The sequence below is a fragment of the Streptomyces sp. KL109B genome, assembly GCF_030766935.1.
In the GTDB taxonomy this organism is placed as follows: domain Bacteria; phylum Actinomycetota; class Actinomycetes; order Streptomycetales; family Streptomycetaceae; genus Streptomyces.
Genome location: NZ_JASERL010000001.1, coordinates 796537 through 821234 on the forward strand (window position 1 = coordinate 796537; position 24698 = coordinate 821234).

At 69.7% G+C, this 24698-nt stretch carries 25 protein-coding genes; 21 read left to right on the forward strand and 4 right to left on the reverse strand.

Annotation, left to right across the window (positions count from 1 at the left end):
- Positions 1-35 precede the first annotated feature (35 nt).
- The 6 genes from RBJ65_RS03835 to RBJ65_RS03860 all read left to right on the forward strand — a co-directional run bounded on the left by RBJ65_RS03835 (position 36) and on the right by RBJ65_RS03860 (position 4995).
- On the forward strand, positions 36-1517 hold the full coding sequence (locus tag RBJ65_RS03835) for a GntP family permease (protein WP_306317792.1): 1482 nt from the start codon (positions 36-38) through the stop codon (positions 1515-1517).
- Positions 1518-1698: 181 nt separating this feature from the next.
- On the forward strand, positions 1699-2025 hold the full coding sequence (locus RBJ65_RS03840) for a hypothetical protein (RefSeq protein ID WP_306317793.1): 327 nt from the start codon (positions 1699-1701) through the stop codon (positions 2023-2025).
- On the forward strand, positions 2025-2321 hold the full coding sequence (locus tag RBJ65_RS03845) for a putative T7SS-secreted protein (RefSeq protein ID WP_306317794.1): 297 nt from the start codon (positions 2025-2027) through the stop codon (positions 2319-2321). Before RBJ65_RS03840 ends, RBJ65_RS03845 begins: the two co-directional genes overlap by 1 nt.
- Positions 2318-2806, forward strand: a complete 489-nt coding sequence (locus RBJ65_RS03850) for a hypothetical protein (protein ID WP_306317795.1) — start codon at positions 2318-2320, stop codon at positions 2804-2806. The genes RBJ65_RS03845 and RBJ65_RS03850 overlap by 4 nt, the downstream gene beginning before the upstream one ends.
- A 30-nt stretch (positions 2807-2836) precedes the next feature.
- The gene (locus RBJ65_RS03855; protein WP_306317796.1) at positions 2837-3325 is read left to right on the forward strand and encodes a hypothetical protein; all 489 of its coding nucleotides are present in this window, start codon (positions 2837-2839) and stop codon (positions 3323-3325) included.
- Between the two features lie 338 nt (positions 3326-3663).
- Entirely contained in the window at positions 3664-4995 is a 1332-nt protein-coding gene (locus RBJ65_RS03860; protein WP_306317797.1) for an Nramp family divalent metal transporter, read from the forward strand.
- Positions 4996-5100: 105 nt separating this feature from the next.
- Here the strand turns inward: RBJ65_RS03860 and RBJ65_RS03865 are convergent, their stop codons facing one another.
- Positions 5101-6111 carry a chitinase gene (locus tag RBJ65_RS03865; protein WP_306317798.1) on the reverse strand — a complete coding sequence of 337 codons (1011 nt, stop codon included), beginning with the start codon at positions 6109-6111 and terminating at the stop codon, positions 5101-5103.
- Between the two features lie 290 nt (positions 6112-6401).
- On the opposite strand from RBJ65_RS03865, the gene RBJ65_RS03870 reads away from it, so the two are divergent.
- The 11 genes from RBJ65_RS03870 (at position 6402) to RBJ65_RS03920 (ending at position 15887) form a co-directional block, all read left to right on the forward strand.
- Positions 6402-7343, forward strand: a complete 942-nt coding sequence (locus RBJ65_RS03870; RefSeq protein WP_306317799.1) for a hypothetical protein — start codon at positions 6402-6404, stop codon at positions 7341-7343.
- Positions 7344-7377: 34 nt separating this feature from the next.
- Entirely contained in the window at positions 7378-8097 is a 720-nt protein-coding gene (cpaB, locus tag RBJ65_RS03875) for a Flp pilus assembly protein CpaB (protein WP_306317800.1), read from the forward strand.
- Positions 8098-8311: 214 nt separating this feature from the next.
- On the forward strand, positions 8312-9901 hold the full coding sequence (locus RBJ65_RS03880) for an AAA family ATPase (RefSeq protein WP_306317801.1): 1590 nt from the start codon (positions 8312-8314) through the stop codon (positions 9899-9901).
- A 155-nt stretch (positions 9902-10056) separates the two neighbouring features.
- Entirely contained in the window at positions 10057-10389 is a 333-nt protein-coding gene (locus RBJ65_RS03885) for a TadE/TadG family type IV pilus assembly protein (protein WP_306317802.1), read from the forward strand.
- 15 nt (positions 10390-10404) lie between these two features.
- The gene (locus tag RBJ65_RS03890) at positions 10405-11793 is read left to right on the forward strand and encodes a CpaF family protein (RefSeq protein ID WP_306317803.1); all 1389 of its coding nucleotides are present in this window, start codon (positions 10405-10407) and stop codon (positions 11791-11793) included.
- A complete protein-coding gene (locus RBJ65_RS03895; protein WP_306317804.1) occupies positions 11790-12746 on the forward strand; it encodes a type II secretion system F family protein in 957 nt (318 codons plus the stop codon). The genes RBJ65_RS03890 and RBJ65_RS03895 overlap by 4 nt, the downstream gene beginning before the upstream one ends.
- 7 nt (positions 12747-12753) lie before the next feature.
- The gene (locus RBJ65_RS03900) at positions 12754-13656 is read left to right on the forward strand and encodes a DUF5936 domain-containing protein (RefSeq protein WP_306317805.1); all 903 of its coding nucleotides are present in this window, start codon (positions 12754-12756) and stop codon (positions 13654-13656) included.
- 181 nt (positions 13657-13837) lie between these two features.
- Complete coding sequence (locus tag RBJ65_RS03905; protein WP_306318015.1) at positions 13838-14047, forward strand: hypothetical protein; 210 nt, start codon at positions 13838-13840, stop codon at positions 14045-14047.
- Positions 14048-14112: 65 nt separating this feature from the next.
- Positions 14113-14655 carry a pilus assembly protein TadG-related protein gene (locus RBJ65_RS03910; protein ID WP_372341225.1) on the forward strand — a complete coding sequence of 181 codons (543 nt, stop codon included), beginning with the start codon at positions 14113-14115 and terminating at the stop codon, positions 14653-14655.
- Between the two features lie 96 nt (positions 14656-14751).
- Entirely contained in the window at positions 14752-15264 is a 513-nt protein-coding gene (locus tag RBJ65_RS03915; RefSeq protein WP_306317806.1) for a hypothetical protein, read from the forward strand.
- 2 nt (positions 15265-15266) lie between these two features.
- Positions 15267-15887 carry an OmpA family protein gene (locus tag RBJ65_RS03920; RefSeq protein WP_306317807.1) on the forward strand — a complete coding sequence of 207 codons (621 nt, stop codon included), beginning with the start codon at positions 15267-15269 and terminating at the stop codon, positions 15885-15887.
- A 460-nt stretch (positions 15888-16347) separates the two neighbouring features.
- Here the strand turns inward: RBJ65_RS03920 and RBJ65_RS03925 are convergent, their stop codons facing one another.
- Entirely contained in the window at positions 16348-17649 is a 1302-nt protein-coding gene (locus RBJ65_RS03925) for a cytochrome P450 (protein WP_306317808.1), read from the reverse strand.
- A 211-nt stretch (positions 17650-17860) separates the two neighbouring features.
- Here RBJ65_RS03925 and RBJ65_RS03930 point away from each other — a divergent pair, with 211 nt between their 5' ends.
- Together RBJ65_RS03930 and RBJ65_RS03935 are read left to right on the forward strand one after the other, a co-directional pair.
- On the forward strand, positions 17861-18691 hold the full coding sequence (locus tag RBJ65_RS03930) for a class I SAM-dependent methyltransferase (RefSeq protein ID WP_372341226.1): 831 nt from the start codon (positions 17861-17863) through the stop codon (positions 18689-18691).
- A gap of 127 nt (positions 18692-18818) precedes the next feature.
- Positions 18819-19511: a DUF6882 domain-containing protein gene (locus tag RBJ65_RS03935; RefSeq protein ID WP_306317810.1), complete on the forward strand. Its 693-nt coding sequence runs from the start codon at positions 18819-18821 to the stop codon at positions 19509-19511.
- Positions 19512-19550: 39 nt separating this feature from the next.
- Here the strand turns inward: RBJ65_RS03935 and RBJ65_RS03940 are convergent, their stop codons facing one another.
- Complete coding sequence (locus RBJ65_RS03940) at positions 19551-19901, reverse strand: metalloregulator ArsR/SmtB family transcription factor (RefSeq protein WP_306317811.1); 351 nt, start codon at positions 19899-19901, stop codon at positions 19551-19553.
- Positions 19902-19982: 81 nt separating this feature from the next.
- Here RBJ65_RS03940 and RBJ65_RS03945 point away from each other — a divergent pair, with 81 nt between their 5' ends.
- On the forward strand, positions 19983-21965 hold the full coding sequence (locus RBJ65_RS03945) for a heavy metal translocating P-type ATPase (protein WP_306317812.1): 1983 nt from the start codon (positions 19983-19985) through the stop codon (positions 21963-21965).
- A gap of 533 nt (positions 21966-22498) precedes the next feature.
- On the opposite strand, the gene mgrA is transcribed toward RBJ65_RS03945, so the two are convergent.
- Positions 22499-23536, reverse strand: a complete 1038-nt coding sequence (gene mgrA, locus RBJ65_RS03950) for an L-glyceraldehyde 3-phosphate reductase (RefSeq protein ID WP_306317813.1) — start codon at positions 23534-23536, stop codon at positions 22499-22501.
- 110 nt (positions 23537-23646) lie between these two features.
- Between mgrA and RBJ65_RS03955 the strand changes: the two genes are divergently transcribed.
- Positions 23647-24420 (forward strand): isoprenyl transferase, encoded by a 774-nt coding sequence (locus RBJ65_RS03955; RefSeq protein WP_306317814.1) that lies wholly within the window; start codon positions 23647-23649, stop codon positions 24418-24420.
- Positions 24421-24698: the final 278 nt, after the last annotated feature.

Sequence of the window (24698 nt, forward strand, 5' to 3'; positions counted from 1 at the left end):
ATCCCGTACCCCCACATGTACTTACGAGGTCAACGATGTCCCCGTACGCCCCCCTCGCGTCCGCCGCCGCAGACGCGCCCGAGCACACCGGTGGTCTGCTCCTCCTGATACCCGGCACCGCCGGCCTGCTGACCGTCGCCGTCCTCGGCATCGCCCTGCTGCTCTTCCTGATCATCAAGGTCAGGCTCCAGCCCTTCGTGGCCCTCCTGACGGTCTCCATCGCCGTCGGCCTCGCCGCCGGACTCTCCGTCACCGAACTCTTCGGCACCGTCCAGAAGTCCACCGCCACCTCGGTCATCGAGGACGGAATGGGCGGAACGCTCGGCCATATCGCGATCATCATCGGCCTGGGCACCATGCTCGGCGCGATGCTTGAGGTCTCCGGCGGAGCGGAGGTGCTGGCCTCCCGCCTGATCCACCTCTTCGGCGAGAAGCGCGCCCCCATCGCGATGGGCCTCACCGGCCTCATCTTCGGCATCCCGGTCTTCTTCGACGTCGGCATCTTCGTGCTCGCGCCGATCGTCTACGCGGCCGCCAAGCGCGGCGGCAAGTCGATCATCCTCTACTGCATGCCGCTGCTCGCCGGCCTGTCGATGACCCACGCGTTCCTGCCCCCGCACCCGGGTCCGGTCGCCGCGGCGGGACTGCTCCACGTCGACCTCGGCTGGGTCATCCTCATGGGCATCGTCTGCGGCATCCCCGCCGTGCTCGCCGCGTGGGCCTGGGCCGCCTGGATCGGCAAGAAGATCTTCGTGCCGGTGCCGCAGGACATGGTCGAGGCCGCCGACGAGGCGAAGGCCGCGCTCGCCGATGAGCAGCGCAAGGAGGGCATCACGCCCCGCGAGGACCCGGTCCCGCTCGGCATCGTCTTCACGATCATCGCCATTCCGCTGGTGCTGATCCTCGCCGCGACCTTCTCCTCCATCGCCATGGACCCGTCGACCGGCCGCTCGGTCATCGAGTTCTTCGGCAACCCGTTCGTCGCGCTCACCATCGCGCTGTTCGCCGCGTACTACCTGCTCGGCCTGCGCCGCGGCTGGTCCCGCAAGTCCCTGGAGACGGTGTCCACCGCGTCCCTGAAGCCGGTCGCCAACATCCTGCTCGTCGTCGGCGCCGGCGGGGTCTTCGGCGCGGTCCTCCAGGCGAGCGGCATCGCGCAGGCGCTGTCCGACACGTTCAACAGCATCGGCCTGCCGATCATGGTCCTGGCCTACCTGATCTCGCTGGTGCTGCGCGTCGCGCAGGGTTCCGCGACGGTCGCGATCGTCACGACGGCCGGCATCGTCGGCCCGCTGCTCGCGCAGGGCGACTACTCGCAGCCGTACACGGCCCTCGTCATCATGGCGATCTCCGCGGGCTCCATCTTCGCCTCGCACGTCAACGACGGCGGCTTCTGGATGGTCTCCAAGTACTTCGGCATCACCGAACGCGACACCCTGCGTACGTGGACGGTCCTGGAGTCGGTCCTCTCGGTCGCCGGATTCGTGGTGGCCCTGGTGCTCAGCCTCTTCGTCTGACGCTCCGCAGCACCGTCCCGCCGGGGCGCCCGCACGACGTGCGCGGGCGCCCCGGCGCGGTCGTTTCCGCAGGCCCCGGCTTTGTCGGGGCTTTGCTTCCCGGCTTCTCCACCATGACCGACGCGTTGTTACGGTCTTGCGGGTCCCGGCTCAGAAGGGGGCTCGGAAGGGGGAGTTGAGCATGGCGGACGGGTTCTCCGTCGACCTCGACGCGCTACGCGGCGCGGCATCCGGAATCACCACCACGCTGGACGCGATGGCCACCAAGAAGGTCAGCGACATCGACGCTCCGGGAGACGCCTTCGGCCACGACGAACTGGCCTCCGCCGTCGACGACTTCTGCGAGCGCTGGAACATCGGTGTCACGCACCTCGCCAACGACGGCGCGGAGGTGTCCGACCGGCTGAACCACTGCGTTAAGAGCTACGAAGCCGCCGAGCGGCACATCCAGATCTCCATGCAGGGCATTCTGGGGTCCTCGACCGGCTCCGACCCCGGGGCGTCCTGATGGCCGAGCTCGGAGAGACGTCCGACGCCCGTGACCTGGTCCCCGGCGACCCGGACGGGGTGCTCTCGACCGCGCAGTCCATGCTCGCGTACGGCGACACGCTCATCGAGGCCGGCGAGGGCCTCGCGAAGGTCGACACCGAGGAGGGCTGGCGCGGCCCGGCCGGGGACGCCTTCCGCGACCGCTTCCACGGCGAACCCAAGAAGTGGATCGAGGCGGGCCGCGACTTCCACACCGCCGGGCACGCCTTCTACGACTACGGTCACACGCTGAGCGCGAGCCGGCGGCGCCCGTGAACAGCATCGAACCGTCGTGGTCCGAGCGCGAGCTGCCCGCCTTCTTCAAGCAGTGGCGCACGGACTGGAAGAACGAGGATCTCGGCCCGGACAACTACCTCGACTTCGAGGGCGGATTGCGCTTCGTGCTCGCCGCGGCCTGGATGTTCTGCCCCGAAACGGTCGAGTACCGCGGGTGCGTGTTCCTGAAGGACCGGTTCTTTCAGGACACGGTCGACGACTGGTTCGCCAAGCTGGGAGACGACGGCGCGCGCATCGAGCGCGTCGTCAACGGGGTCAGGCTGTGGGACACCTTCAACAACACTCCGCTGACCGACGAGGACCAGCTCGGGGAGGAACTGCCGCAACTGGCCCAGGCCCTGGGGGAGTGCTGGCAGGGGGTCCTGGCCATGCGCTATCCGGATCGCGGGATCACCGTCGAGGTGAGCGACGAGGAGGACGGCGCGTACGGGCCGACTGTGACTTTCTGGACCACCCCCGAATAGCGCACAGCGGCGTACGCCATACTTCCGCCCGTGGAGCAGCGTATGGAGAACGAGAAGGTCACGCCCGTCACCGGTGCCGGCTTCGATCCGGCGCACATCCCCGGCCTGACGGCCCCCGCGGTGGAGCCGGAAGCGAAGGACGCCGAGGCCACGGATGCCGAGGAGGCGCCGGATGAGTCGCCAAAGGAGGTGACGACACGGTCCGAAGCGGAGCCGCGGACCGCGAAGGAGCCGGTCGCCGAAGCCGACGGCCCCGTCCTTGAGGCCAAGGACCGGCGCGGTTCCATCACCGTCGACGCGACCGGCGTCCGTTTCACGCTCGACGACCAGGAGGCCGACTTCACCTGGGCCGAGATCAGCGCCGTCGAGTTCGGCACCGCCCGCAAGCGCCTCACGGTGACGGTCCACCTGCCCAACAGCCGCTGGTTCCCGAACGACGTAGAGGCCCCCGACAAGGCCCGCCTCAAGGAGTGGACGGACCTGATGGACAAGGCACTGGACACGTACTTCGAGGATTGACCTGCAACTCCTCCCGGGAGGACGGAGTTCCAGGCGGGCCTTCTCACGGTTCGCGGAGCCTTTCTGTTTGCGCGACAGCTCCCGCTGCGCCGATGCCGACCGCCGTGCCTTCTTCCGGCTCGGGTGCGCCTGCCAGAGACGAAAGGCGCGGTGATCGTACGAACGACCACAGCGGCCTGCCATCGGAAACAGCTGCCCGAACGGTCACCCCGTCGTCTGGGACCTCGTCCAGCACTACTGGCGGGCCCCAAATGACTCCCGGTAGCCGGATGGTCGGTGGTCAGTTGGTGCTGACGGCCCCCTTGCCATGGCCGTGTTGATCCGCACCCTTGTTGTCCATGGCGGACACCACGGGCACTCCAGGAACCGGCACCACCACAACCCCCGACTCCGAACCCCGCAAGTCCAGTTGGAAATACATCGGCCCCGGCATCGTCGTCGCCGCGACCGGCGTCGGGGCAGGTGACCTCGTCGCCACGCTCATCGCGGGCAGCAACTTCGGCTACACCCTGCTCTGGGCCGCGGTCATCGGCTGCGTCGTCAAGATCAGCCTCGCGGAGGCGGCCGGCCGCTGGCACCTGGCCACCGGGCGCACCCTCTTCGACGGCTGGGCCAGCCTCGGCAAGTGGACCACGTACTTCTTCGTGATCTACGCGGTGATCTGGGGCTTCGTGTACGGCGCGGCGGCGATGTCGTCGAGCGGACTGCCGCTCCAGGCGCTGTTCCCCGACGTGTTCCCGGCGGACTGGTCGATCAAGCCGTGGGCGATCCTGAGCGGCGTCGTCGGCCTGATCTTCGTATGGCTGAACAAGTACAGCGTCTTCGAGAAGGTCATGACGGTGCTCGTCGGCGTCATGTTCGTCGTGACGGTCTATCTGGCGATCCGCGTCACCCCGAACCTCGGCGACGCCTTCGCGGGACTGCTCCCGGTCCTGCCCGACGAGAAGGACTCGATCCTCAACACGCTCGGTCTGATCGGCGGCGTCGGCGGCACCATCACCCTTGCCGCGTACGGCTATTGGGTCAACGCGAAGGGCTGGACCAACACGTCGTGGATGAAGGTGATGCGGCTCGACAACCGGGTCGCGTACATCACCACCGGCATCTTCGTCGTGGCGATGCTGTTCGTCGGCGCCGAACTGCTGCACGCCTCGCACACGGCGATCGCGGAGGGCGACAAGGGCCTGGTCGACCTCTCCAGGATCCTGGAGGCCCAGTACGGCACGGCGACGGCGAAGATGTTCCTGATCGGCTTCTTCGCGACGTCCTTCACGTCACTGATCGGCGTCTGGCACGGCGTGAGCCTGATGTTCGCGGACTTCGTCGAGCGCTACCGGCTCTCCCGCGTCGTCACAGGCGAGGAGGTGGCGAGCGGCGACCGCGAGAAGGGCTGGCCGTTCCGCGCGTTCCTGCTGTGGATGACGTTCCCGCCGATCGTCCTGATCTTCCAGGGCCAGCCGTTCCGCCTCGTCATCATCTACGGGGTGCTTGGCGCGGCCTTCATGCCGTTCCTGGCGCTCACCCTGGTGTGGCTGCTCAACTCCTCGCGTACGCCCGCCCGTTGGCGCAACGGGTGGCTCAGCAACGGCATGCTGTCGGTGGCGGGCCTGCTGTTCGTCGTCCTGTGCGTGAAGCAGGTGTGGGACGTGCCCTGGGCGGATTTCTTCTGAGCTCTTCTGAGTTCTTCGGAGTTCTTCTGACCGTACGGGGGACGTGGGCGTGGGCAGCGCCGCCGGGGGAGCGGCGGCGCTGCCCGTCTCAGGGGGGCAGGGGTGTTACATGGCGTCGACGTGCGGGCCCACCGCCGACGACCAGGAATTCCCGGCCGCGGCATCCCAGTTGGTGGACCAGGTCATCGCGCCGCGCAGCCCCGGATAGGTCTTCGACGGCTTGAAGGACCCGCAGTTGGTGCCCTTGGTGAGACAGTCGAGCGCGTCGTTCACGACCGACGGGGCCACGTATCCGCTGCCCGCCGCGCTCGACGAGGCGGGCGTGCCGATGCCGACCTGCGAGGGGTCGAGCCCGCCCTCCAGCTGGATGCAGGCGAGGGCGGTCAGGAAGTCCACGGACCCCTGGCTGTAGACCTTGCCGTCGCAGCCCAGCATCGAACCGCTGTTGTAGTACTGCATGTTGACGACGGTGAGAATGTCCTTCACCGCCAGCGCCGTCTTGAAGTACTCCGCCGACGTCGACTGCATGTCGATGGTCTGCGGCGCCATGGTGAGTACGAGATCGCCACCGGCCTTCCCGTCAAGCGACTTCAACGCCTGTGACATGTATGTGGAGTTGAGCCCGTTCTCCAGGTCGATGTCGACGCCGTCGAAGCCGTACTCCTGCATGAGCGCGTAGACGGAGTCGGCGAAGTGGGTCGCGGAGGACGCGTCGTTGACCTGGATGGTGCCCTTCTCGCCACCGATCGAGACGACCACGGACTTGCCGGCCGCCTGCTTGGCCTTGATGTCGGCCTTGAAGGCGTCCTCCGTGTAGCCGCCGAGGCCGGCCGAGTCGAGCGTGAAGTCGACGGCGCCGGGCGTCGCGGTCGCGTCCGCGAAGGCGACGGCGACGATGTCGTACGCGTCCGGGACATCGGCCAGTTTCTGCACCGTGGCGCCGTTGTCGAAGTTCTGCCAGTAGCCGGTGACGGCATGTGCGGGCACGGCGGTGGGGGAGTTGTCGGCCGCCCGCGCCGAACCGCTCGCGGCTAGGCCGCAGGCGGCGACCGCCGCCGCCGTGAACGCGCTCAACAGCACGCCGAGCCGGGAGTGTCTGCGATAGGAATGCGCCATTTCTGCCTCCAAGTGGGGGGAGGGCTCCCGGCACCGAAGTGGGGGAGACGGGGGAGGAGTTGGGGAAGCAGCTGCTGGCCGTACAAGCTGGTCCAGACCAATGCGGTTGTCAAGGGCCGGCGCCGACGCTTCTTCGCCAACCCGGGGCCGACCGGCACCCGAAGCCCACGTGAACAGTGCGAAGTGGGGTGTTGCCGGGCGGTGGCGTGGATATGGTGCTCAAGCAGAACCGCGACATCACCGCAAGGTGCCGCTGGAGGAACGCAGAGCGACGACCGGGGGGTTCACGCGTGCCGACCGCCATAGCCGTGACCGACCCCGACCTGGTTCTCGCCTCACCGGACCGGCACACGCCGACCGCCACCGTGCTGCCCGTGGGCGAACCGCAGCAGAAGTACCCGCTCGACCGCGCCCTCACCGACGTACACACCCTGATCGAACAGCACGGATACGCGATCGTGCTCTGCCCCGATTCGGCGCCGGACGCGACCGTCCACCGCCTGCACTCGATCCGTTCGATGCTGGAAACCGACCGAATCGCGATCCTCCGCCCGGCGCTCCCACCCCTCGGCCTGGCCGTACTGGCCCTGCAACTGCGCCAGTTGTCGATCTGCGACTTCAGCCCGGGAGTCCTCGCCTCATCGGCCCGCCTGCTCGCGCACTACGTGTACGCGGGCGCGGTCGTCGGCTCGGTGACGAAACTGGACCGCGTCCCGGTCTCCCTGCGCTCGCACGCCCGCTCCTGGTCCCCGAACGCCCAGTTCGCGGTCGTCGCCTCCCCCCAGCCCCAACTCCAGCGCCTCACCGGCTCGGAGACCCCGACGGGCCCCGCCTTCGGAACGCGCATGGTCTACGCCGTCGGCCAGCACTCCCCGGACTGGCTCACCGGCGTCCTGGCCCCCGCCTGGCGGGTGCAAGGGGTGTCGCAGACGCGGCTTCCCGCCGAGTCGCCGCGCTGGTGGTCGACGGGCAAGCGCGGCAGCCCCGGCCGCATCGTCGAGTTCGCGGCGGCCATCCCCGACATCTCCGTCCTCTACCAACTGGTCTCCTCCGTACGGCGCGAGCAGTGCCACTGGTGCGGCCTCGAACTCATCGGCGACCGCTGCGGTTTCTGCTCCGCGCCGCTGCTCGACGAGGCCCCACCGCAGGCCCCGACGGCCACCGGCCCCTCGGCCCTCACCCCGGCCGCGGCCTCCGCCCGCACCGCCCTCCCCCGAGCCACCCACCACTGACCCCTATGACTCCTACAACGAGGTTGTCCCGCCGATGAATTCACGTCAGCGCCGCGGCGTCATACTCCTGGTCGTCTCGGCCCTGTGCGCCATCGGCGCGTTCGCCGGAGTGCTCGCGGTGATCCGTGACGTGGACTCGAAGGTGGCGCCCGAGACCGACGCGTACCAGCTCAAGCAGGACGTGTCCCCCTACAAGCAGCTCACGGCCGACCAGTTCGAGAAGATCCGCATTCCGGAGCGCTGGCTCTCGGACACGGCCGTCACCGACCTCCGCGACATCCGCGGCAAGATCGCCGTCACGCAGCTCAAGAAGGGCTCCCTCCTCCAGTCCGACATGATCGTCGACCGCCCCCGCCTTGAGCCGGGCCAGCAGGAGATCGCCATCATGATCGACGCGGAGACCGGCGTCGCCGGAAAGATCAACCCCGGCGCGCAGGTCAACATCTACGCCACGTTCAAGGCCGAGAACGACAAGGAGCGCGACCAGTCCAAGGTCATCGTCGAGAACGCCGAGGTCATGGACGTGGGCAAGCTGACCCCCATCGACCAGCAGGGCGCAGCCGACAACGACCCCGCCGCCCGCAGGCAGGGCGAGGCGGTCCCCATCACCTTCGCGCTCTCCGCCGAGGACGCCCAACGGGTCGCCTACGCCGAGTCCTTCGCCACGCACGTCCGCCTGGCCCTGGTCGCCCCCCACAGCGACGCCTCCCTCGCTCCGGACGACCGGTCGTACACGTTGGAGGGCGACAAGTGACGATGACGCTTACCGCTGGGGACCGGGTACCGGGGTCAACGCCTCGGGGCTCCGCCCCGGACCCCGCGCCTCAAACGCCGGCGGGGCTTGATTTGCCCGCATCGGCGTTGCGGACCAGGCCGTGTTTTCCAGCCCCTCCGGCGATTGAGGAGCGGGGTCCGGGGCGGAGCCCCGGGGGCGTAACGCCGGTACTGGTGGACGGGGGGTCCCGCCCATGACCACTCGGATTCTCCCGGCGATCGCCGACCCGGAAACCGCCAGAGGCCTCATCACCTTGCTCTCCCAGCTCCCCGACACCGACCCCGCCCCACCCGTCCCCGACGCCACCGCCCTCCTCGACACCCTCGCCTCCCTCGCCGCCGAATCCCTCGACGAACTCCCCGAGGTCGTCCTGGTCCACGAACGCATCGGCCCCGTCCCCGCCCTGGACCTCATCCGCGACCTCGTCCTCCGCTTCCCGGCCGTCGGCGTCGTCCTGCTCACCGCCGACACCAGCCCCGCCCTCCTCACCGCCGCGATGGACAGCGGAGCGCGCGGCATCGTCGCGTTCCCGCTCGGCTACGACGCCCTCGCCGAACGCGTCCACGCCGCCGCGTCCTGGTCGGCCGGCATGCGCCGCCACCTCGCGGGCGGCACCGGCACGGAACTCGTCCCGGCGGGCGGCGGCGGCCGCGTCATCGCGGTGGCGGGAGCGAAGGGCGGCGTAGGCACAACGGTCACGGCGGTCCAACTCGCCCTCGCCGCCCGCGCGTCCGGCCGCACCACCGCCCTCCTCGACCTGGACCTCCAGTCCGGCGACGTCGCCTCCTACCTCGACGTCCAGTTCCGCCGCTCCGTCGCCGACCTCTCCGCGATCCGCGACATCACGCCCCGCGTCCTCCAGGACGCCGCCTTCTCCCACGAGTCCGGCGTCGACCTCCTCCTGGCCCCCTCGGAGGGGGAGCGCGGCGAGGACGTCACGGACCGCGTGGCCCGCCAGGTGATCCACGCCCTGCGCGCCCGCTACGACGTGGTGGTCATCGACTGCGGTACGCAGATGTCCTCGGCGAACACGACCGCCATCGAACTCGCCGACCAGGCAACCCTCCTGGTCACCCCCGACGTCGTCGCCGTGCGCGCGGCGAAACGCATGGTCCGCCTCTGGGACCGCCTCCAGATCCGCAAGGCGGAGGAGACCCTCACGGTCGTCAACCGCCACGCCCGCTCGGCGGAGATCCAGCCACCCCTCGTAGAACGCGTCACCGGCACCAGGACGGCCCGCACCTCCATCCCCGCCGCGTACAAGGAACTCCAGGCCGCCGTCGACGCGGGCCGCATGCAGGACCTCGACAACCGCTCCACGGTCAAGCAGGCGATGTGGGCGCTCGCGGCGGAACTCGACCTCGTGGCCACGCCCGCGCCCCCCACGCCCGGCGGCCGCCGCTCCCGCCGCCGCGGCGGCGACAAGGGCGCGGTCACCCTCGAATTCGCGGCGATGTTCCCGCTGGTCCTGGTCGTCCTCGCGCTGATGTGGCAGTGCGTCCTGTACGGCTACACGTACTCGTTGGCCGGCAACGCGGCGGACGAGGCGGCGCGCGCGGCGACGTCGGCTGCCGCCGGGAGCGGTGACGGGGCGGGCGCCTGCGCCGCGGCGGGGCGCGAGCACCTGCCGTCGGCGTGGCAGGACGCGGACATCAGCTGCGAGGAGGGCGAAACGGTAACCCGTGCCACGGTCCGGGTCGACGTCCCCCTCTTCTTCCCCGGCGTAGACCCCGGCTGGTCCGTCACCGGCGAAGCCGGCGCGGCAACGGAGGCCCAACGATGACATCGGCCGATCAAGCCCCGCCGGTTCGGGCAAATCAAGCCCCTCCGGTTCGGGTAAATCAAGCCCCTCCGGCGATTGAGGAGCGGGGCCCGGGGCAGAGCCCCGCGACCGCAACCACCCCGACCCGCACCCCGAAGGGCGACCGCGGCGTCTCGATGCTGGAATTCGCCGGCTTCCTCCCCTTCCTCCTGGTCATCGGAATCGCCGCGATCCAACTCGGCCTCGTCGGCTACGCCGCCAACCAGGCAGGCTCCGCCGCCCGCGCAGCGGCCCGCGCCGAATCCCTCACCCCGGGATCGGCCCAGGCGGCAGCCGCCGCCTCCACCAGCAAATGGCTGGAGCCCGACGCGCAACCCTCCGGCGGCGGGGACACGGTGACGTACACCGTGACCGTCCACGTACGACCGATCATCCCGTTGTTCGGCGACGGCTGGTACATCCACCGCGAGGCGACGATGCCGAACGACCGTACAAACACAGGAAGTTGAGGTGACGAGCCAGAGATGAGCCTCCGCTCACGCGTGATCGCCACCCGCGACCCGTCCGGCACCGGCGCCGCCCCCGGCACCCCCACCCCGCCCGACCGCGACGAGGGCCTGGTCGCCGTCTACCGCACCAAGCTCCTCGAAGAGATCGACCTCGCCGAGATGTCCGCGCTCCCGGCAGCGGACCGCCGCGCCCGCCTGGAACGCGTACTCGGCCACATCATCAGCCGCGAAGGCCCGGTCCTCTCCTCCACGGAACGCACCCAGCTGATCCGCCGCGTCGTGGACGAGGCCCTCGGCCTCGGCATCCTCGAACCCCTCCTCGCGGACGCCTCGATCACCGAAATCATGGTGAACGGCCCGGACTCGATCTTCGTAGAGCGAGCCGGAAGGGTCGAACAACTCCCCCTCCGCTTCACCTCGTCCGAGCAACTCATGCAGACCATCGAACGCATCGTCTCGACCGTGAACCGCCGCGTCGACGAGTCGAACCCCATGGTCGACGCCCGCCTCCCCACCGGCGAACGCGTCAACGTGATCATCCCGCCGCTCTCCCTCACCGGCGCCACGCTCACCATCCGCCGCTTCCCGCGCGCGTACAGCCTCACCGAACTCCTCGAACTCGGCTCGCTCGACGAACACATGCTGATGTTCCTCGCGGCCTGCGTCCGCGCCCGCTTCAACGTGATCGTCAGCGGCGGCACCGGCTCCGGCAAAACCACCCTCCTCAACGCCCTCTCGGCGCTGATCCCCGCCCACGAACGCATCATCACCATCGAGGACTCAGCGGAACTCCAACTGCAACAGGACCACGTCATCCGCCTCGAATCGCGCCCCGCGAACGTCGAGGGCAAGGGCCAGATCACCATCCGCGACCTGGTCCGCAACAGCCTGCGCATGCGCCCCGACCGCATCATCGTCGGCGAGGTCCGCGGCGGCGAGACCCTCGACATGCTGCAAGCCATGTCGACGGGCCACGACGGCTCCCTCGCCACGGTCCACGCGAACACCGCCGAGGACGCCCTCACCCGCCTCCAGACCCTCGGCTCCATGTCCGAGGTCGACGTCCCCTTCGAGGCACTCCGCGACCAGATCAACTCCGCCGTCGACGTCCTCGTCCAACTCACCCGCGCCGCCGACGGCTCCCGCCGCATCACGGAGATCGCCCTGCTCATCTCCCACGGCCGCGAACAGTTCCGCATCGCGACGGTCACCCGCTTCGTCGCCCAGCCCTACGTATCCGGGGCCACGGACGCCGAGATCCGCCGCGTACACGGCTACTACGAACACCTCCCGCTGCCCCGCCCGATCGCCGACCGGATGAACGTGGCGGGGGAGGCGGTGCCACCGGCGTTCGGCGTCGTGGAGCAGGTGGACGCGCGCCAGACAAGGGAGGCCACAGGATGACACCCCCGACCCTCCTCGCGCTCGGTGCCACGCTCCTGGCCTGCATCTTCGCCATCGCGGCGGCCCACTCCCTCGCCTCGGGCCGGGCCCGCCGCCAGGACCTGGTCGACCGCCTGGACGCCTACCCGGCGGGCGGCGGCCCGGCCACCGGCACCGGCGGCACCCGCGCCCGCCGCTTCGCCGCCGTCGACCGCCGCCTGCGCCGCACCCGCCTGGGCCGCTCGGTGCACCTGCGCCTGTCGGCGACGGGCCTGGACCTGACGGCGGGCGAGTTCACGGTCTACGTAGCCGTGGTGGCAGCCGCCCTCTGGCTCCTGGCGGCATCGACCCTGGCCCCCTTCTTCGGCCCGATCGCCGCCCTCGTCGCCATCTACGGCGCCCTCATCTTCCTCAACTGGCAACGCCAGAAACGCATCGAGGCGTTCATCAACCAACTCCCCGACGTGGCCCGCCTCCTGGCGAACGCGACAGCGGCCGGCCTCGCCCTCCGTACGTCACTCGCCATGGCGGCAGAGGAGCTGGAAGCCCCCGCAGGCGAGGAACTCTCCCGCGTGGCCGACCAATTGGCCCTCGGCCGTTCCGTGGACGACGCCCTCGACGAACTCGCCACCCGCCTCCCCTCCCGCGAACTCATCGTCCTCGTCACGACGTTGGTCCTCTCGAACAAGGCGGGCGGCACGGTGGTCTCCTCCCTCCGCAACCTCACCAAGACGCTGGAGGACCGGAAGGAGACCCGCCGCGAAATCCGCACGATGCTCTCCGAGGTCAACGCGACGGCCTTCACCGTCCCCCTCCTCGGCCTCGGCTCCCTGATCCTGGTCAACGCCTCGAACGAAGGCGCCCTGGCCCGCGTGACGGACTCCGGCATCGGCCGCGCCCTCGTCCTCATCGCCCTCGCCCTCTACGGCATCGGCTTCTTCGTCATCCGCCGCCTCGGCCGAATCGAGGTGTGACCCCACGATGTCGACAACCATGCTGGGCCTCCTCCTCGCAGCCCTGGCGGGCTTGGCCGTCCTGGGCATCTTCACCGGCATCCGCATGTACCGCGCGGACGCCAGGGTCCCCAGCGACCTGGCCCTCGCCCTGGAAGTGGGCGCCACCCGCGTCTCGACGACCGGCTCGGCGGTCGACCGCATCGGCATCCGCTTCGCCCCCCTGATCCTCCGCCTGATGGGCCCACGCCGCGTCGACGCGAAACGCCGGAAGATCGACATGGCGGGCAACCCCGGCGGCCTGACGATCGACCGCTACGCCGCACGCCGAGCGGTCTACGGCGCCTTCGGCCTGCTGATGTCCCTGGTCTTCCTCTCCGCCGACAGCCCCCTCTTCGCCCTCCTGACCCTCGCCTTCGGCGCACTGGCCGCGGACGCGCTCATCTGGCAAGCAGTCCGCGAACGCAAAGAGGTCATCGACCGCACCCTCCCCGACTTCCTCGACGTCCTCGCCGTCGTCGTCTCGGCGGGCCTCGGCTTCCGCCAGGCCCTCGACCGCGTATCGGAAAAATACGAAGGCCCCTGGGCCGACGAACTCCGCATCACCCTCCGCCAGATGGACATGGGCGTCCCCCGCCGCCAGGCCTTCGACGAACTCCGCCGCCGCAACGCGTCGGAACAGGTCGCCCAATTCGTCTCGGCACTCCAACAGGGCGAGGAACTCGGCTCCCCCATCGCGGACACCCTCATCCAACTCGCCACGGACATGCGCCGCACCGACGCCCAGAACTCGCGTCGCCGCGCGGCAAAGACGATCCCGAAGGCGACGATGGTGACGCTGGTCTTCATGCTTCCCGCGACGATGATCCTCATCGCCACGGGCATGTTCCTTGGTTCAGGCACGAACTTCGGCTCAATTCTGGGCCGTTGAGGCGTACGGGACGGAGGGTGGGCAGCGATGACGACGAGACCAACCCGACGACAACTTCCGGTCAAGCGCGCCCCGTTACTTGGCGAATCCGGGTGCAGAGGGTTGCGCTGCACGTACGTTGCGTGTGTTGATTTGGTTGCCTTGGCGAGAGTGTCGGAAGTGGTGAAAGGGGGATCCTGTGATCAGGGACAAATTGCTCGGGGTGTGGGTGGCGTGGACCAACGCGGTGGGGGAGCGGGTTCGGCGGGATTCGGGGGCCGGGTTCGTGGAGTATGCCGGGTTGATGATTTTGATCGCGGGCATCTTCGTGATGATCGACCAGTTGGGCTTGGACGGAAAGATCTCCACGGCCATCGGCAATGCGGTGAACGACGTCACCGGCGCCGGCTGAGCCCTCGTCGGCTGAGCGGTGACCGTGGCTCCACGCTGCCGATCTATATCTGGCTCACCGGGATTCTGCTCTTTGCTGGGTTCGCCTTCTTCGCCTTCGCTCAAGCGGCGTCCGCTCGAAACGGAGCCCAATCTGCGGCCGATGCAGCAGCGTTGGCGGCGGTGCAGTCTGATCGGGATGAACTGATGCAGGGCCTGGGCGAAGCACTCGTGAACGGCGACGAGAACTGGCTGGACTGGCTGGACGGTATGGATCCCAAAGGCGACACGGCGCTGACTGCTGCTCAGAGGCTGGCCGCAGCCAACGACGCCAAGGTCGTGTCCGGCCCGACCGCCACGGAGGTCAATGGCCATCCGGGGTACTGGGTCGAAGTGGAAACGCTCCACACCGTCGGCGACACGATCGTCCCTGGCACCGAGAATCGGCGGGCGAAGGCGCACGCCACGGCGGTGATACAGCCACGGTGCGACATCCCTCTGGACGCCGATCCGGAAAAGTCCCTCCAGCTCATCTGCGATGGAGGGACGTTGGACTTCGACCCCGACGACTTCGACCTTGACGACCTGCCGGACGCGTCCGACCTGTTCGCCGTCCGCCTGGCCGACTGACGAGAGAGGCAAGCCGCAGCGATGAACTTTCGGCGTACGAAGACCCCCCGCCGGGCTCTGGCCGCAGCGGCGCTCGCGACGGGTTTGGTCCTGTCCGTGTCCAGCTGCGGAGGCGACGGCGATAAGAATGAGGGCGATGCTGCGAAGTCCTCGGCGCCGGCGCAGCGGGGCAGCGAAGACAAGTCGGAGTCCTCGACGCCTGCGACGGGTAAGCCGCTGACCGAGGTGAAGAGCAACGGCATCACCCTCACGGTTACGTCGATCACGCGTGACCAGGGCGGCTTCCTCAATGTCACCGGCAGCGTCACCAACGGGACTTCCGGCATCTGGCTAGCCAACGGGTGGAAGAGCGAGGAGACCGAGCTGCGCACTAATGGCGGTTCCATGGCCGGCGCCAGCGTCGTCGACCAGGAAGGCAAGAAGAAGTACCTGGTCCTCCGCGACACCGAGGGCCGCTGCCTCTGCACGAAATTCGAGGGCGGCATCGACCAGGGCAAGACCGCCGACTGGTTCGCCCAATTCCCCGCCCCACCCGAGGGCACGAAATCCGTCCAGTTCCAGGTCCCCACCATGCCCCCGGCCCAACTCACCATCACCGAGGGTGAGTAACGATGCCCCGCCGCCACCGAACCACCACGGTCCTCGCCGCCGCGACAACCTTCCTGCTCACCACGGGAGTGGCAGTCGCCGACGACGACCCCACCGGCGCCCCGCCCGGCAGCACCAGCACCTCCCCGCCCCCCTCCGTGGACGCCAACAGCCCCGGCCTGAAACTCGCCGACGGCGCCACGCTCGCGCCCGCCAAGGTCCTGGACATCAAGTCGGTCGTGGAGGACCTCTCCGGCGACGAACGCCGCACGGACACCAACGAGGACGTGACGTTCGCCCTCCAGGCCGAGGTCCTCTTCCCGAAGGACAGCGCCAAGCTGAATCCGGACGCGAAGTCCCGGATCCAGGCCATCGCGGACGAGATCGAGAACCAGAAGGCAAGCTCGGTCCGCGTCTTCGGCTTCACCGACAACCTGGGCTCGTACGCCCACGGCCTCAAGCTCTCCAAGAACCGCGCGGAATCCGTCCACGACGCCCTGACGGCAGCGCTCGGCGCGCAGGGCGGCAACATCACGTTCCAGGTCCGCGGCTACAGCGAGGACTACCCGATCGCGGACAACGGCACGGAACAGGGCCGCAAAAAGAACCGCAGGGTCGAGGTCTCCCTCCCGAAGTCCGACTGACCCCGCCGCGCACCCGGACTGTGACGGCAAACGCCAACTGGGCTGGTGTTTGCGGTCACAGTCACCGTCACCGCGTCAACTTCACGACCAACGTCGCCAGATCCGCCAGAAACTGCAACCACGGCCGAACCCTCTCCGCCCGCCGCCCGAAACGCCCGCCCCAGCCACGCCGCCCGCCCCGCTCCGGCGGAGCGGCCCCGCGGCGCCGAGCCCGGTCGCGTACGCGCTGCAAGGCCTCGATCCGCGCCGTCCCGATCCGTTTACGTCGCCTCATACGGCGACGCTACCGACCGCGAACTCCCGTATCCATTGCGGAAGTTCGCCAAAGAGGGCACCCCTCCATTGTCGGCACCGCCACAACTCGGCACCGCCACAACTCGGCACCGCCACAACTCGGCACCGCCACAACTCGGCACCGCCACAACTCGGTCGCGCGCTCAGCTCACGTGACTCGCCCCGCTCACCCCACGTGCACCGGCAGGCGGTCCACTCCGTACACGATCGACAGCTTCCGGAACTCCAGCTCGGACGGCTCCACGGCCAGCCTCAACTCCGGGAACCTCCGCACCAGTTGCGGGAACGCCGCCCGCAGCTCCATCTTGCCAAGCTCCGCGCCGATACAGCGGTGGATGCCGTAGCCGAAGGCCAGGTGGGAGGACGTGGGCGGGCGGGAGGGGAGGAACTCGTCCATGTCGTCGCCCAGCCGTGGATCGCGGTCCGCCGCGCTCAGGGACACGATCACTATGTCGCCCGCGGCCAGCGGTACGCCGCCGATCTCGATGTCCTCGCGCGCGAAGCGCGGGAAGGCCGTCTGGACGACCGTGAGGTGACGCAGCAGCTCGTCCACGAACGGGGCCGCGACCGTCGCCGGGTCCTCCGCGTCGCGCAGCGCCGTGAAGTGCTCGCGGTCCTTGAGCATGATCATGGTGCCGAGGGCGATCATGCTCGCCGTCGTCTCCAGGCCACCGGTCAGGACGCCGTCCGCGAGGCCGGTCAGCTCCTCGTCCGTGATGTTGTCGCCGTGCTCGCGCACCAGCATGCCGAGCAGGCCCTCGCCGGGGTTGGCGCGCTGCTCCGCGACGACGCCGCGCAGGTAGTCGAGGGACTGTGACACCGCGCCGAAGGAGGCCCCGGCCCCGCCCAGCACGTCGAAGCGGGCCACCGAGAACTGCTGGAACGCGTCCCGCTCCTCGTACGGGACACCCAGCAGCTCGCAGATGACCAGCGCGGGGACCGGCATCGCGAAGTGCTCGACGAAGTCGGCCGTGCCGTCGGGCGACTCGCGGGCCGCCTTCTCCAGCTGGGCGAGCTGCTCCTCAATGATCGAGTGGATGCGCGGGGTGAGCCGGGACAGGCGGCGCATGGTGAATTCGGGGGTGAGGAGGCGGCGTAGCCGCGTGTGGTCGGGCGGGTCGCAGAAGCCGAGGCCGCCGGGGTTGTGCTCGGCCTCGGCGCCGCCCACCCCCACCAGATTGCGGAAGTCGTTGCTGAACGCCTTCGCGTTGCCGAGGACCTCCTTGGCCTCGTCGTAGCCTGACACCAGCCACACCGTCATGCCGGGGATCGGCAGCTTGCTGACGGGCTCGCGGTCGCGCAGCGCGCCGATCTCGGGGACCGGGTCGACGCCCTCGCGGCGCAGCGGCAGCAGCGCGGCGTCGGGGAGTTTCGACAGCACCGACAGGTCGAGGCCGGTTCCCTTCTTGCGCAGCCGGGAGAAGTAGAGGCGGGTCAGCCAGGTCGCTATCGCGGAACGTACGGACATGTGCTCGCATTTCTGCGGTGAGGCGGTAGGACGGACGGGCCTGATACGGGTGTGGGTGGTGGGGAGAACGCCAAGGGTACGTGCGATCCCCCTGTTCTACGGAAGAGGGGCAGCCCCCCACCGCACCCTGGTGCTACCCCTAGGGCAGGGAAAAAGCGGCTGAACCGGGCGGTCGGCGGCTGAGACCATGTGCTCCATGAGCCACCCCGAGATCCCGCATACCCCACATACGGACCACCCACCCGCACACCGTTCCTATGACGGGTCCAGTGGAGAGTCCAATGATGCGTCCTATGACGGGCTCGTCGCCGAAGCGGTGGCCGCGCCCACCGAGGGCTGGGACTTCTCCTGGTTCGACGGGAGGGCCACCGAGGAGCGGCCCTCGTGGGGGTACGCCCGGCTGATGGGGGAGCGCCTCGCCCGCGTGGAATCCGCGCTCGATCTGCACACCGGTGGCGGCGAGGTGCTGAATCTGGCACCGAAACTCCCGCCGCTCATGGCCGCGACCGAAGGCTGGCCCCCGAATGTGGAGAAGGCCACCCGGCTCCTCGGTCCGCGCGGCGTCGTGGTCGTCGCCGCGCCCGACGACGCCCCGCTGCCCTTCGCGGGCGCCGCCTTCGACCTCGTCACCGCCCGCCACCCGGTCAAGGCGCCCTTCGGTGAGATCGCGCGCGTGCTTCGCCCCGGCGGCACGTACTTCGCCCAACACGTGGGCCCTGCCAGCGTGTTCGAGCTCGTCGAGTACTTCCTCGGCCCGCAGCCGGAGGCCCGCCGGGGCCGCGATCCCGAGGTGGAGGCCGCGCAGGCGCGCGCCGCCGGCCTGGAGATCGTCGACCTGCGCGCCGAGCGGCTGCGCATGGAGTTCCACGACATCGGTGCCGTTGTGCACTTTTTGCGGAAGGTGGTGTGGATGGTGCCGGGTTTCACAGTCGAGGCGTACGAGCCTCAACTCCGCGCCCTGCATGAGCAGATCAAGGAGGGCGGGCCGTTCGTGGCGCACAGCACCCGGCACCTCATCGAGGCCCGCAAGCCACAGTCGTAGCGACAGTCATAGCCACAGTCGTGGCCACAGTCATAGCCAGTCATAACCACAGTCATAGCCACAGCTGTGGCTCTGGTCGCCTCCGTAACTCTGGCCTCTACAGCCGTCTCGCGTAAGGTCCCGCCCCATGAGCCACACGCAATTCAGCCAAGCCTTTCTGTACGAGACCGAGCGGCACGCGGCGTGGGGTGGCGCTCAGCTCGAAGCTCTCATGGGGTTCCTGCCGGAGGGGTCGTCGTGGACGGCCGACCTGCCGACGTGCCGGTACCGGCAGGGCCATGTGGACCTGCGCGTCGGCGTCCTCGGCACGTACGACTCCGCGCGGCGGTCGTGGATGTGGGGCTGGGCCAACCCCGAACTGCGCGGCACGCCCGTCGCGGCGCTCTCCGAGCACGTAGGGCGATTCGGCCAGAGTCACCAGATAGCCGAGTTCACGACGCAGCAGCTCGATCTGTCCGGCTTCCCCGACCCCCGGCGCGCCGCCGAGACCCTGGCCTTCGCGGGCATGGGCGTGGTCGGGGCCCCCGGCTACATCGGCGTACCCGCGAGCGCCGAGACCCAGGTCTACTTCCTGCCCGAGGACCCGCAGGTGCCGCGCGCCGCCCTCGACCCGGTCACGCTGCCGCGCACCCTCGTGCAGGCCGAGGGTCTGCTCGGCGTCGACGCCAGGCGCCTGGTCACGGGCTTCTTCGACCACCACGGGGTGGCGTACCGGGACAACGGCGGACAGATCGCCGCCGAGCTGCCCGGCTCCGTACCCGCCGAGATCGGCTTCGACGAGGCGGGCCGCATCGCGGGCATCCGCCTCGCCCTGCACTGAAGGCCGCGCCCGCCCCGGAAGCCCCGGGAGGCACAGCGGCTACGCCCCGTCGCGCAGCCCGAGACGCAGGTGCTCCACGTGGAAGAGCGCCTGGTCGAGCAGCTGCGCGACGTGGTCGTCGTACAGCGCGTAGACGATCGAGCGCCCCTTGCGCTCGCCGCTGACCAGGCCCAGATTGCGCAGCAGCCGCAGCTGGTGCGAGCACGCGGACTGTTCGAGGCCGGCCGCCTCCGCCAGCTCGCCGACCGCGCACGGCCCCTCCTGAAGGCGCGCCAGGATGCGCAGCCGCGAGGGGGTGGCGAGGGCCTGGAGCGTCGCCGCGACATCGGCCGCGCCCACGGCGTCGAGCCGTTCGCGGGTGCCGCTCCTGTCATCGATTCCATGGCCCATGGGTCTCATCGTATCCAGGCCGGGGCCGACCGCCATGGCATGTATGAAGAGGTCTTCATGTGTTCCTGTATTGTGTGCCGCATGCCCGCCCCCGCCACCGCCCTGTCCGAGCGCGCGGCACCCGCGCCCGCCGCGGCGACGCCCGCCACCCGCACCCGCACCCCGCTCCTCGCCCTCCCCGAAGCGCGCTGGGCCGCGGCCGCCACCGTCGCCTTCCTCCTCGCCCTCCCGCTCCAACTCCTCGACGCCACCGCCTGGTTGTGGGGCCCGCTGTACGCGCTCTGCTACGTCGCCGGGGGCTGGGAACCGGGCCTCGAAGGCCTCAAGGCGCTGCGCGAGAAGACCCTCGACGTCGACCTCCTGATGGTCGTGGCCGCGCTCGGCGCCGCCGCGATCGGGCAGGTCATGGACGGCGCCCTGCTCGTCGTGATCTTCGCGACCTCCGGCGCCCTGGAGGCCCTCGCCACCGCCCGCACCGAGGACAGCGTGCGCGGCCTCCTCGACCTGGCCCCGCCCACGGCCACCCGCCTCGCCCCCGACGGCGCCGAGGAGACGGTCGGCACGGACCAACTGGCCGTCGGCGACGTCCTGTTGATCCGCCCCGGCGAACGCGTCGGCGCCGACGCCCGCGTCCTGTCCGGCGCCGGCGACATCGACCAGGCCACCATCACCGGCGAACCCCTGCCCGTACCCAAGACCGTCGGCGACGAGGTCTTCGCCGGCACCCTCAACGGCACCGGCGCGCTGCGCGTCCGCGTCGTCCGCGACCCCTCCGACACGGTCATCGCCCGCATCGTCGCCCTCGTCGAGGAGGCGACCCGCACCAAGGCGCCGACGCAGCTCTTCGTCGAGCGCGTCGAGCAGCGCTACGCGCTGGGCATGGTCGCCGCGACCCTGGCGGTCTTCCTGGTCCCGCCGGCCTTCGGCGACGCGCTCACGGACGCGCTCCTGCGGGCCATGACGTTCATGATCGTGGCCTCACCGTGCGCCGTGGTGCTCGCGACGATGCCGCCCTTGCTGTCGGCGATCGCGAACGCGGGCCGCCACGGCGTCCTCGTCAAGTCGGCGGTGGTCATGGAACGCGTCGGCCGCACGGACACCGTCGCCTTCGACAAGACGGGTACGTTGACGGAGGGCGTTCCGCAGGTGACCGACATCCGGCCCGAACCTCCGTACACGGAAGCCGAGTTGCTCACCCTGGCCGCCTCCGTCGAGCAACCCAGCGAACACCCGGTGGGCCGCGCGATCGTCAAGGCGGCAACAGACCGCGACCTCCCCCTCCACCCCGTGGAGTCCTTCGACTCACTCCCGGGCAGGGGCGTCTCGGCGAGGGTCTTCAGGGGCGCGGGGAACTGCGCGCCCAGCCACGACGCCGCGACACCCGACGACGACCCGGTCACCGTCTCCGTAGGCTCCCCACCCCACCTGGGGCTGGACCCCACCTCCACTCCCGGAACCGAGGTCGCGGTCACCGCCAACGGCGCACCCGCCGGCCGCCTCACACTCACCGACACCCTCCGCCCCACCGCCCCGGAAGCCGTACAAGCCCTCAAGGCCCGCACCGGTACCGCCCCCCTCCTCCTCACCGGCGACCACGAACACGCCGCCCAAGCCGTGGCCCACGAGGTCGGCATCGCCCCCGCCGACGTACACGCCGGCCTCCTGCCCCACGAAAAGGCGGCGGTCGTCCGCGAGTTGGCGGCAGCCAGCCGCACCGTCCTCCTGGTCGGCGACGGAGTCAACGACGCCCCGGCCCTCGCCGCCGCCCGCACCGGCGTCGCCATGGGCCGCGGCGGCTCCGACCTGGCCCTGGAAACCGCGGACGCGATCCTCGTACGGGACGAACTGGGCGCGCTGGAGCGGACGGTGGCGCTCTCCCGGCGCGCGCGTCGCCTCGTCGTCCAGAACCTGGTGATCGCGGGCGTCTTCATCACCGGCCTCGTCGTCTGGGACCTGGTGGGACACCTCCCGCTGCCGCTCGGCGTCGCGGGCCACGAGGGCTCGACCGTCCTGGTCGGCCTCAACGGCCTGCGCCTGCTGCGCGAGCGCGCCTGGACACGGTGAGTGGGGGAGCGGCCCCGAGGCGGCCCCGAGGTGGTCCCGAGGTGGTCCCGAGCGGGTGATCCGGATCGTTATCTGTCCGCGATCGAACCACACCTAAAACTCACGTAAGTTCAGACCAACGGCAATTCGCGTGAGCAAAGCTGCGCGTCGGTACCGCGCAGTGGAGGGGGCTGCGCGGTACCCCGGCCGTAATCACGCCATTCATTCCGGTCCGACCCCGCGGGCGGACGGGACGCCGCCCTCGCGTCAACTCCGCGTGTGACACGGGAGAGGGACGCCGCGCCAGGGGCCGCGAAGCCCGCGAAACCGGGCCGCGGACGCCGTCCGACCAGCCGTGGGGCGGCCTGAAAGAAACCTCCGGGCGTCGCCGGACGACTTCGGAGCGTAGTTGTGGCACGCCGATGCACCCGTCGGCACTTACGAAGGGTTATGGTGGAAACCCCCCCTCGGGCCGGTCCATCTCCCCCCCCATGGACCGGCCCGTTTTTTGTCCCATTCCCGGCGGGGCGAACCCCGGCTCCCGGTGCGGGAGTTCAGCGTCGGCCGTTCCAGATGTTGGTGCCGGCCGTGGAGATGGCGAACGAGTCGATTTCGGTCAGCTCCCCGTCGGTCAGCTTCGGGCCTTCCAGCGCCGCCAGGTTCTCCTCCAGCTGCTTCACGCTGGACGCGCCGATCAGCGCCGACGTCATCCGCTCGTCCCGCAGCACCCAGCTCAGCGCGAGCTGTGCGAGGGACTGGCCGCGGCGCTGCGCGATGTCATTGAGCCCGTTCAGGCGGCGGACCACGTCCTCGCTCAGCAGGTTCGGGTCCAGGGACTTGCCCTGCGTCGCGCGCGAGCCCTCCGGGATCTCCTTCAGGTACTTGCCGGTCAACAGGCCCTGCGCGAGCGGCGCGAAGGAGATGCAGCCCATCCCGGCCGCCTCCAGCGTGTCCAGCAGATTGTCGTCCTCGGTCCAGCGGTTCAGCATCGAGTACGAGGGCTGGTGGATCAGCGCCGGAACGCCCATCTCCCGCAGCAGGCGCGCCGCTTCGGCCGTCTGCTCGCTGTTGTACGAGGACACCCCCACGTACAACGCCTTGCCCTGCTGGACGGCGGAGGCGAGCGCGCCCATCGTCTCTTCCAGCGGGGTGTCCGGGTCGAAGCGGTGCGAGTAGAAGATGTCGACGTAGTCGAGGCCCATCCGCTTCAGGGACGCGTCCAGCGACGACATCAGGTACTTGCGGCTGCCCCACTCCCCGTACGGGCCGGGGTGCATGCGATAGCCCGCCTTGGACGAGATGACCAGTTCGTCCCGGTACGGCGTGAAGTCCTGCGCGAAGATCTTGCCAAAGTTCAACTCGGCGCTGCCGGGCGGCGGCCCGTAGTTGTTCGCCAGATCGAAGTGTGTGACGCCCAGGTCGAAGGCGCGGCGCAGGATCGAGCGCTGGCTTGCAAGTGTGCGGTCGTCCCCGAAGTTGTGCCACAGTCCGAGGGAGACGGCGGGGAGCTTGAGACCGCTGCGGCCCGTGCGCCGGTACTCCATGGAACCGTACCGGTCCGCCGAGGCGACGTAAGGAGAGGTGTCGTTCATGGATACGAAGCTACGTCAGGCCTCTGACACCCCATAGCAAGGCACCCGTACCCCACCCGAGTAGGCTTCCGCCTTCGGGGACTTCCATATGCACGGAGGGCAAAAAGACCGTGAACCTGCGCGACAGGCTGCGCGGCCTGCTGGTCAGGCTGTACGCACGCCGGGTGGAAGGCCACCTGGACCACGCCCAGGTGCCCAAGCACATCGGCGTCATCATGGATGGCAACCGCCGCTGGGCCAAGGCCGCCGGATCCACCACCGCCCAGGGCCACCAGGCGGGCGCGGCCAAGATCGAGGAGTTCCTCGGCTGGTGCAGCGAGACGGACGTGGAGGTCGTCACACTCTGGCTGCTCTCCACGGACAACTTCGACCGTCCCCAGGAAGAGCTCGTCCCGCTCCTCGGCATCATCGAGGGCGTCGTCCGTGAGCTCGCCGCCGACGGCCGCTGGCGCGTCCAGCACGTCGGCGCCACCGACATCCTCCCGGCCGGCCTGCGCAACACGCTCAAGGAGGCCGAGGAGGCCACCGCGGGGCGCGACGGGATAGTGGTCAACGTCGCGATCGGCTACGGCGGCCGCCAGGAGATCGCCGACGCCGTCCGCTCGATGCTGCTCGACGCCGCCGACAAGGGGCAGTCCCTGGAGCAGGTCGCCGACACCGTCACGGTCGACGCCATCGGCAAGCACCTGTACACCAAGGAGCAGGCCGACCCGGACCTCGTCATCCGCACCAGCGGCGAGCAGCGCCTGTCCGGCTTCATGCTCTGGCAGACGGCGCACTCCGAGTACTACTTCTGTGAAGTCTTCTGGCCGGCCTTCCGCAAGGTCGACTTCCTGCGCGCGATGCGCGACTACGCGCTGCGTCACCGCCGTTTCGGCGGCTGACCTACGGCCACCTACGGCCACCTACGGTCACTGAGGGACGTACGTCATCGGGAGTTAACGCACGCGTCGTCATATGCCCTTGCATGGCGGCGCGTGTTCGAGGGAATAAGCCTTCCAGGTCGGTGTCCGAACCAAGGGACACCGCATCTCAGCGGGCGGCACGGGGCCGTCCGCCCGGGAGGCCCTTTGCACCAGGACGACCGTACGCAGACGGGTACGGATGACGACTTGGAGGGCCGGTTCTCGGCCCGCGCATCGCGGCCCATGAACCGGTCCCG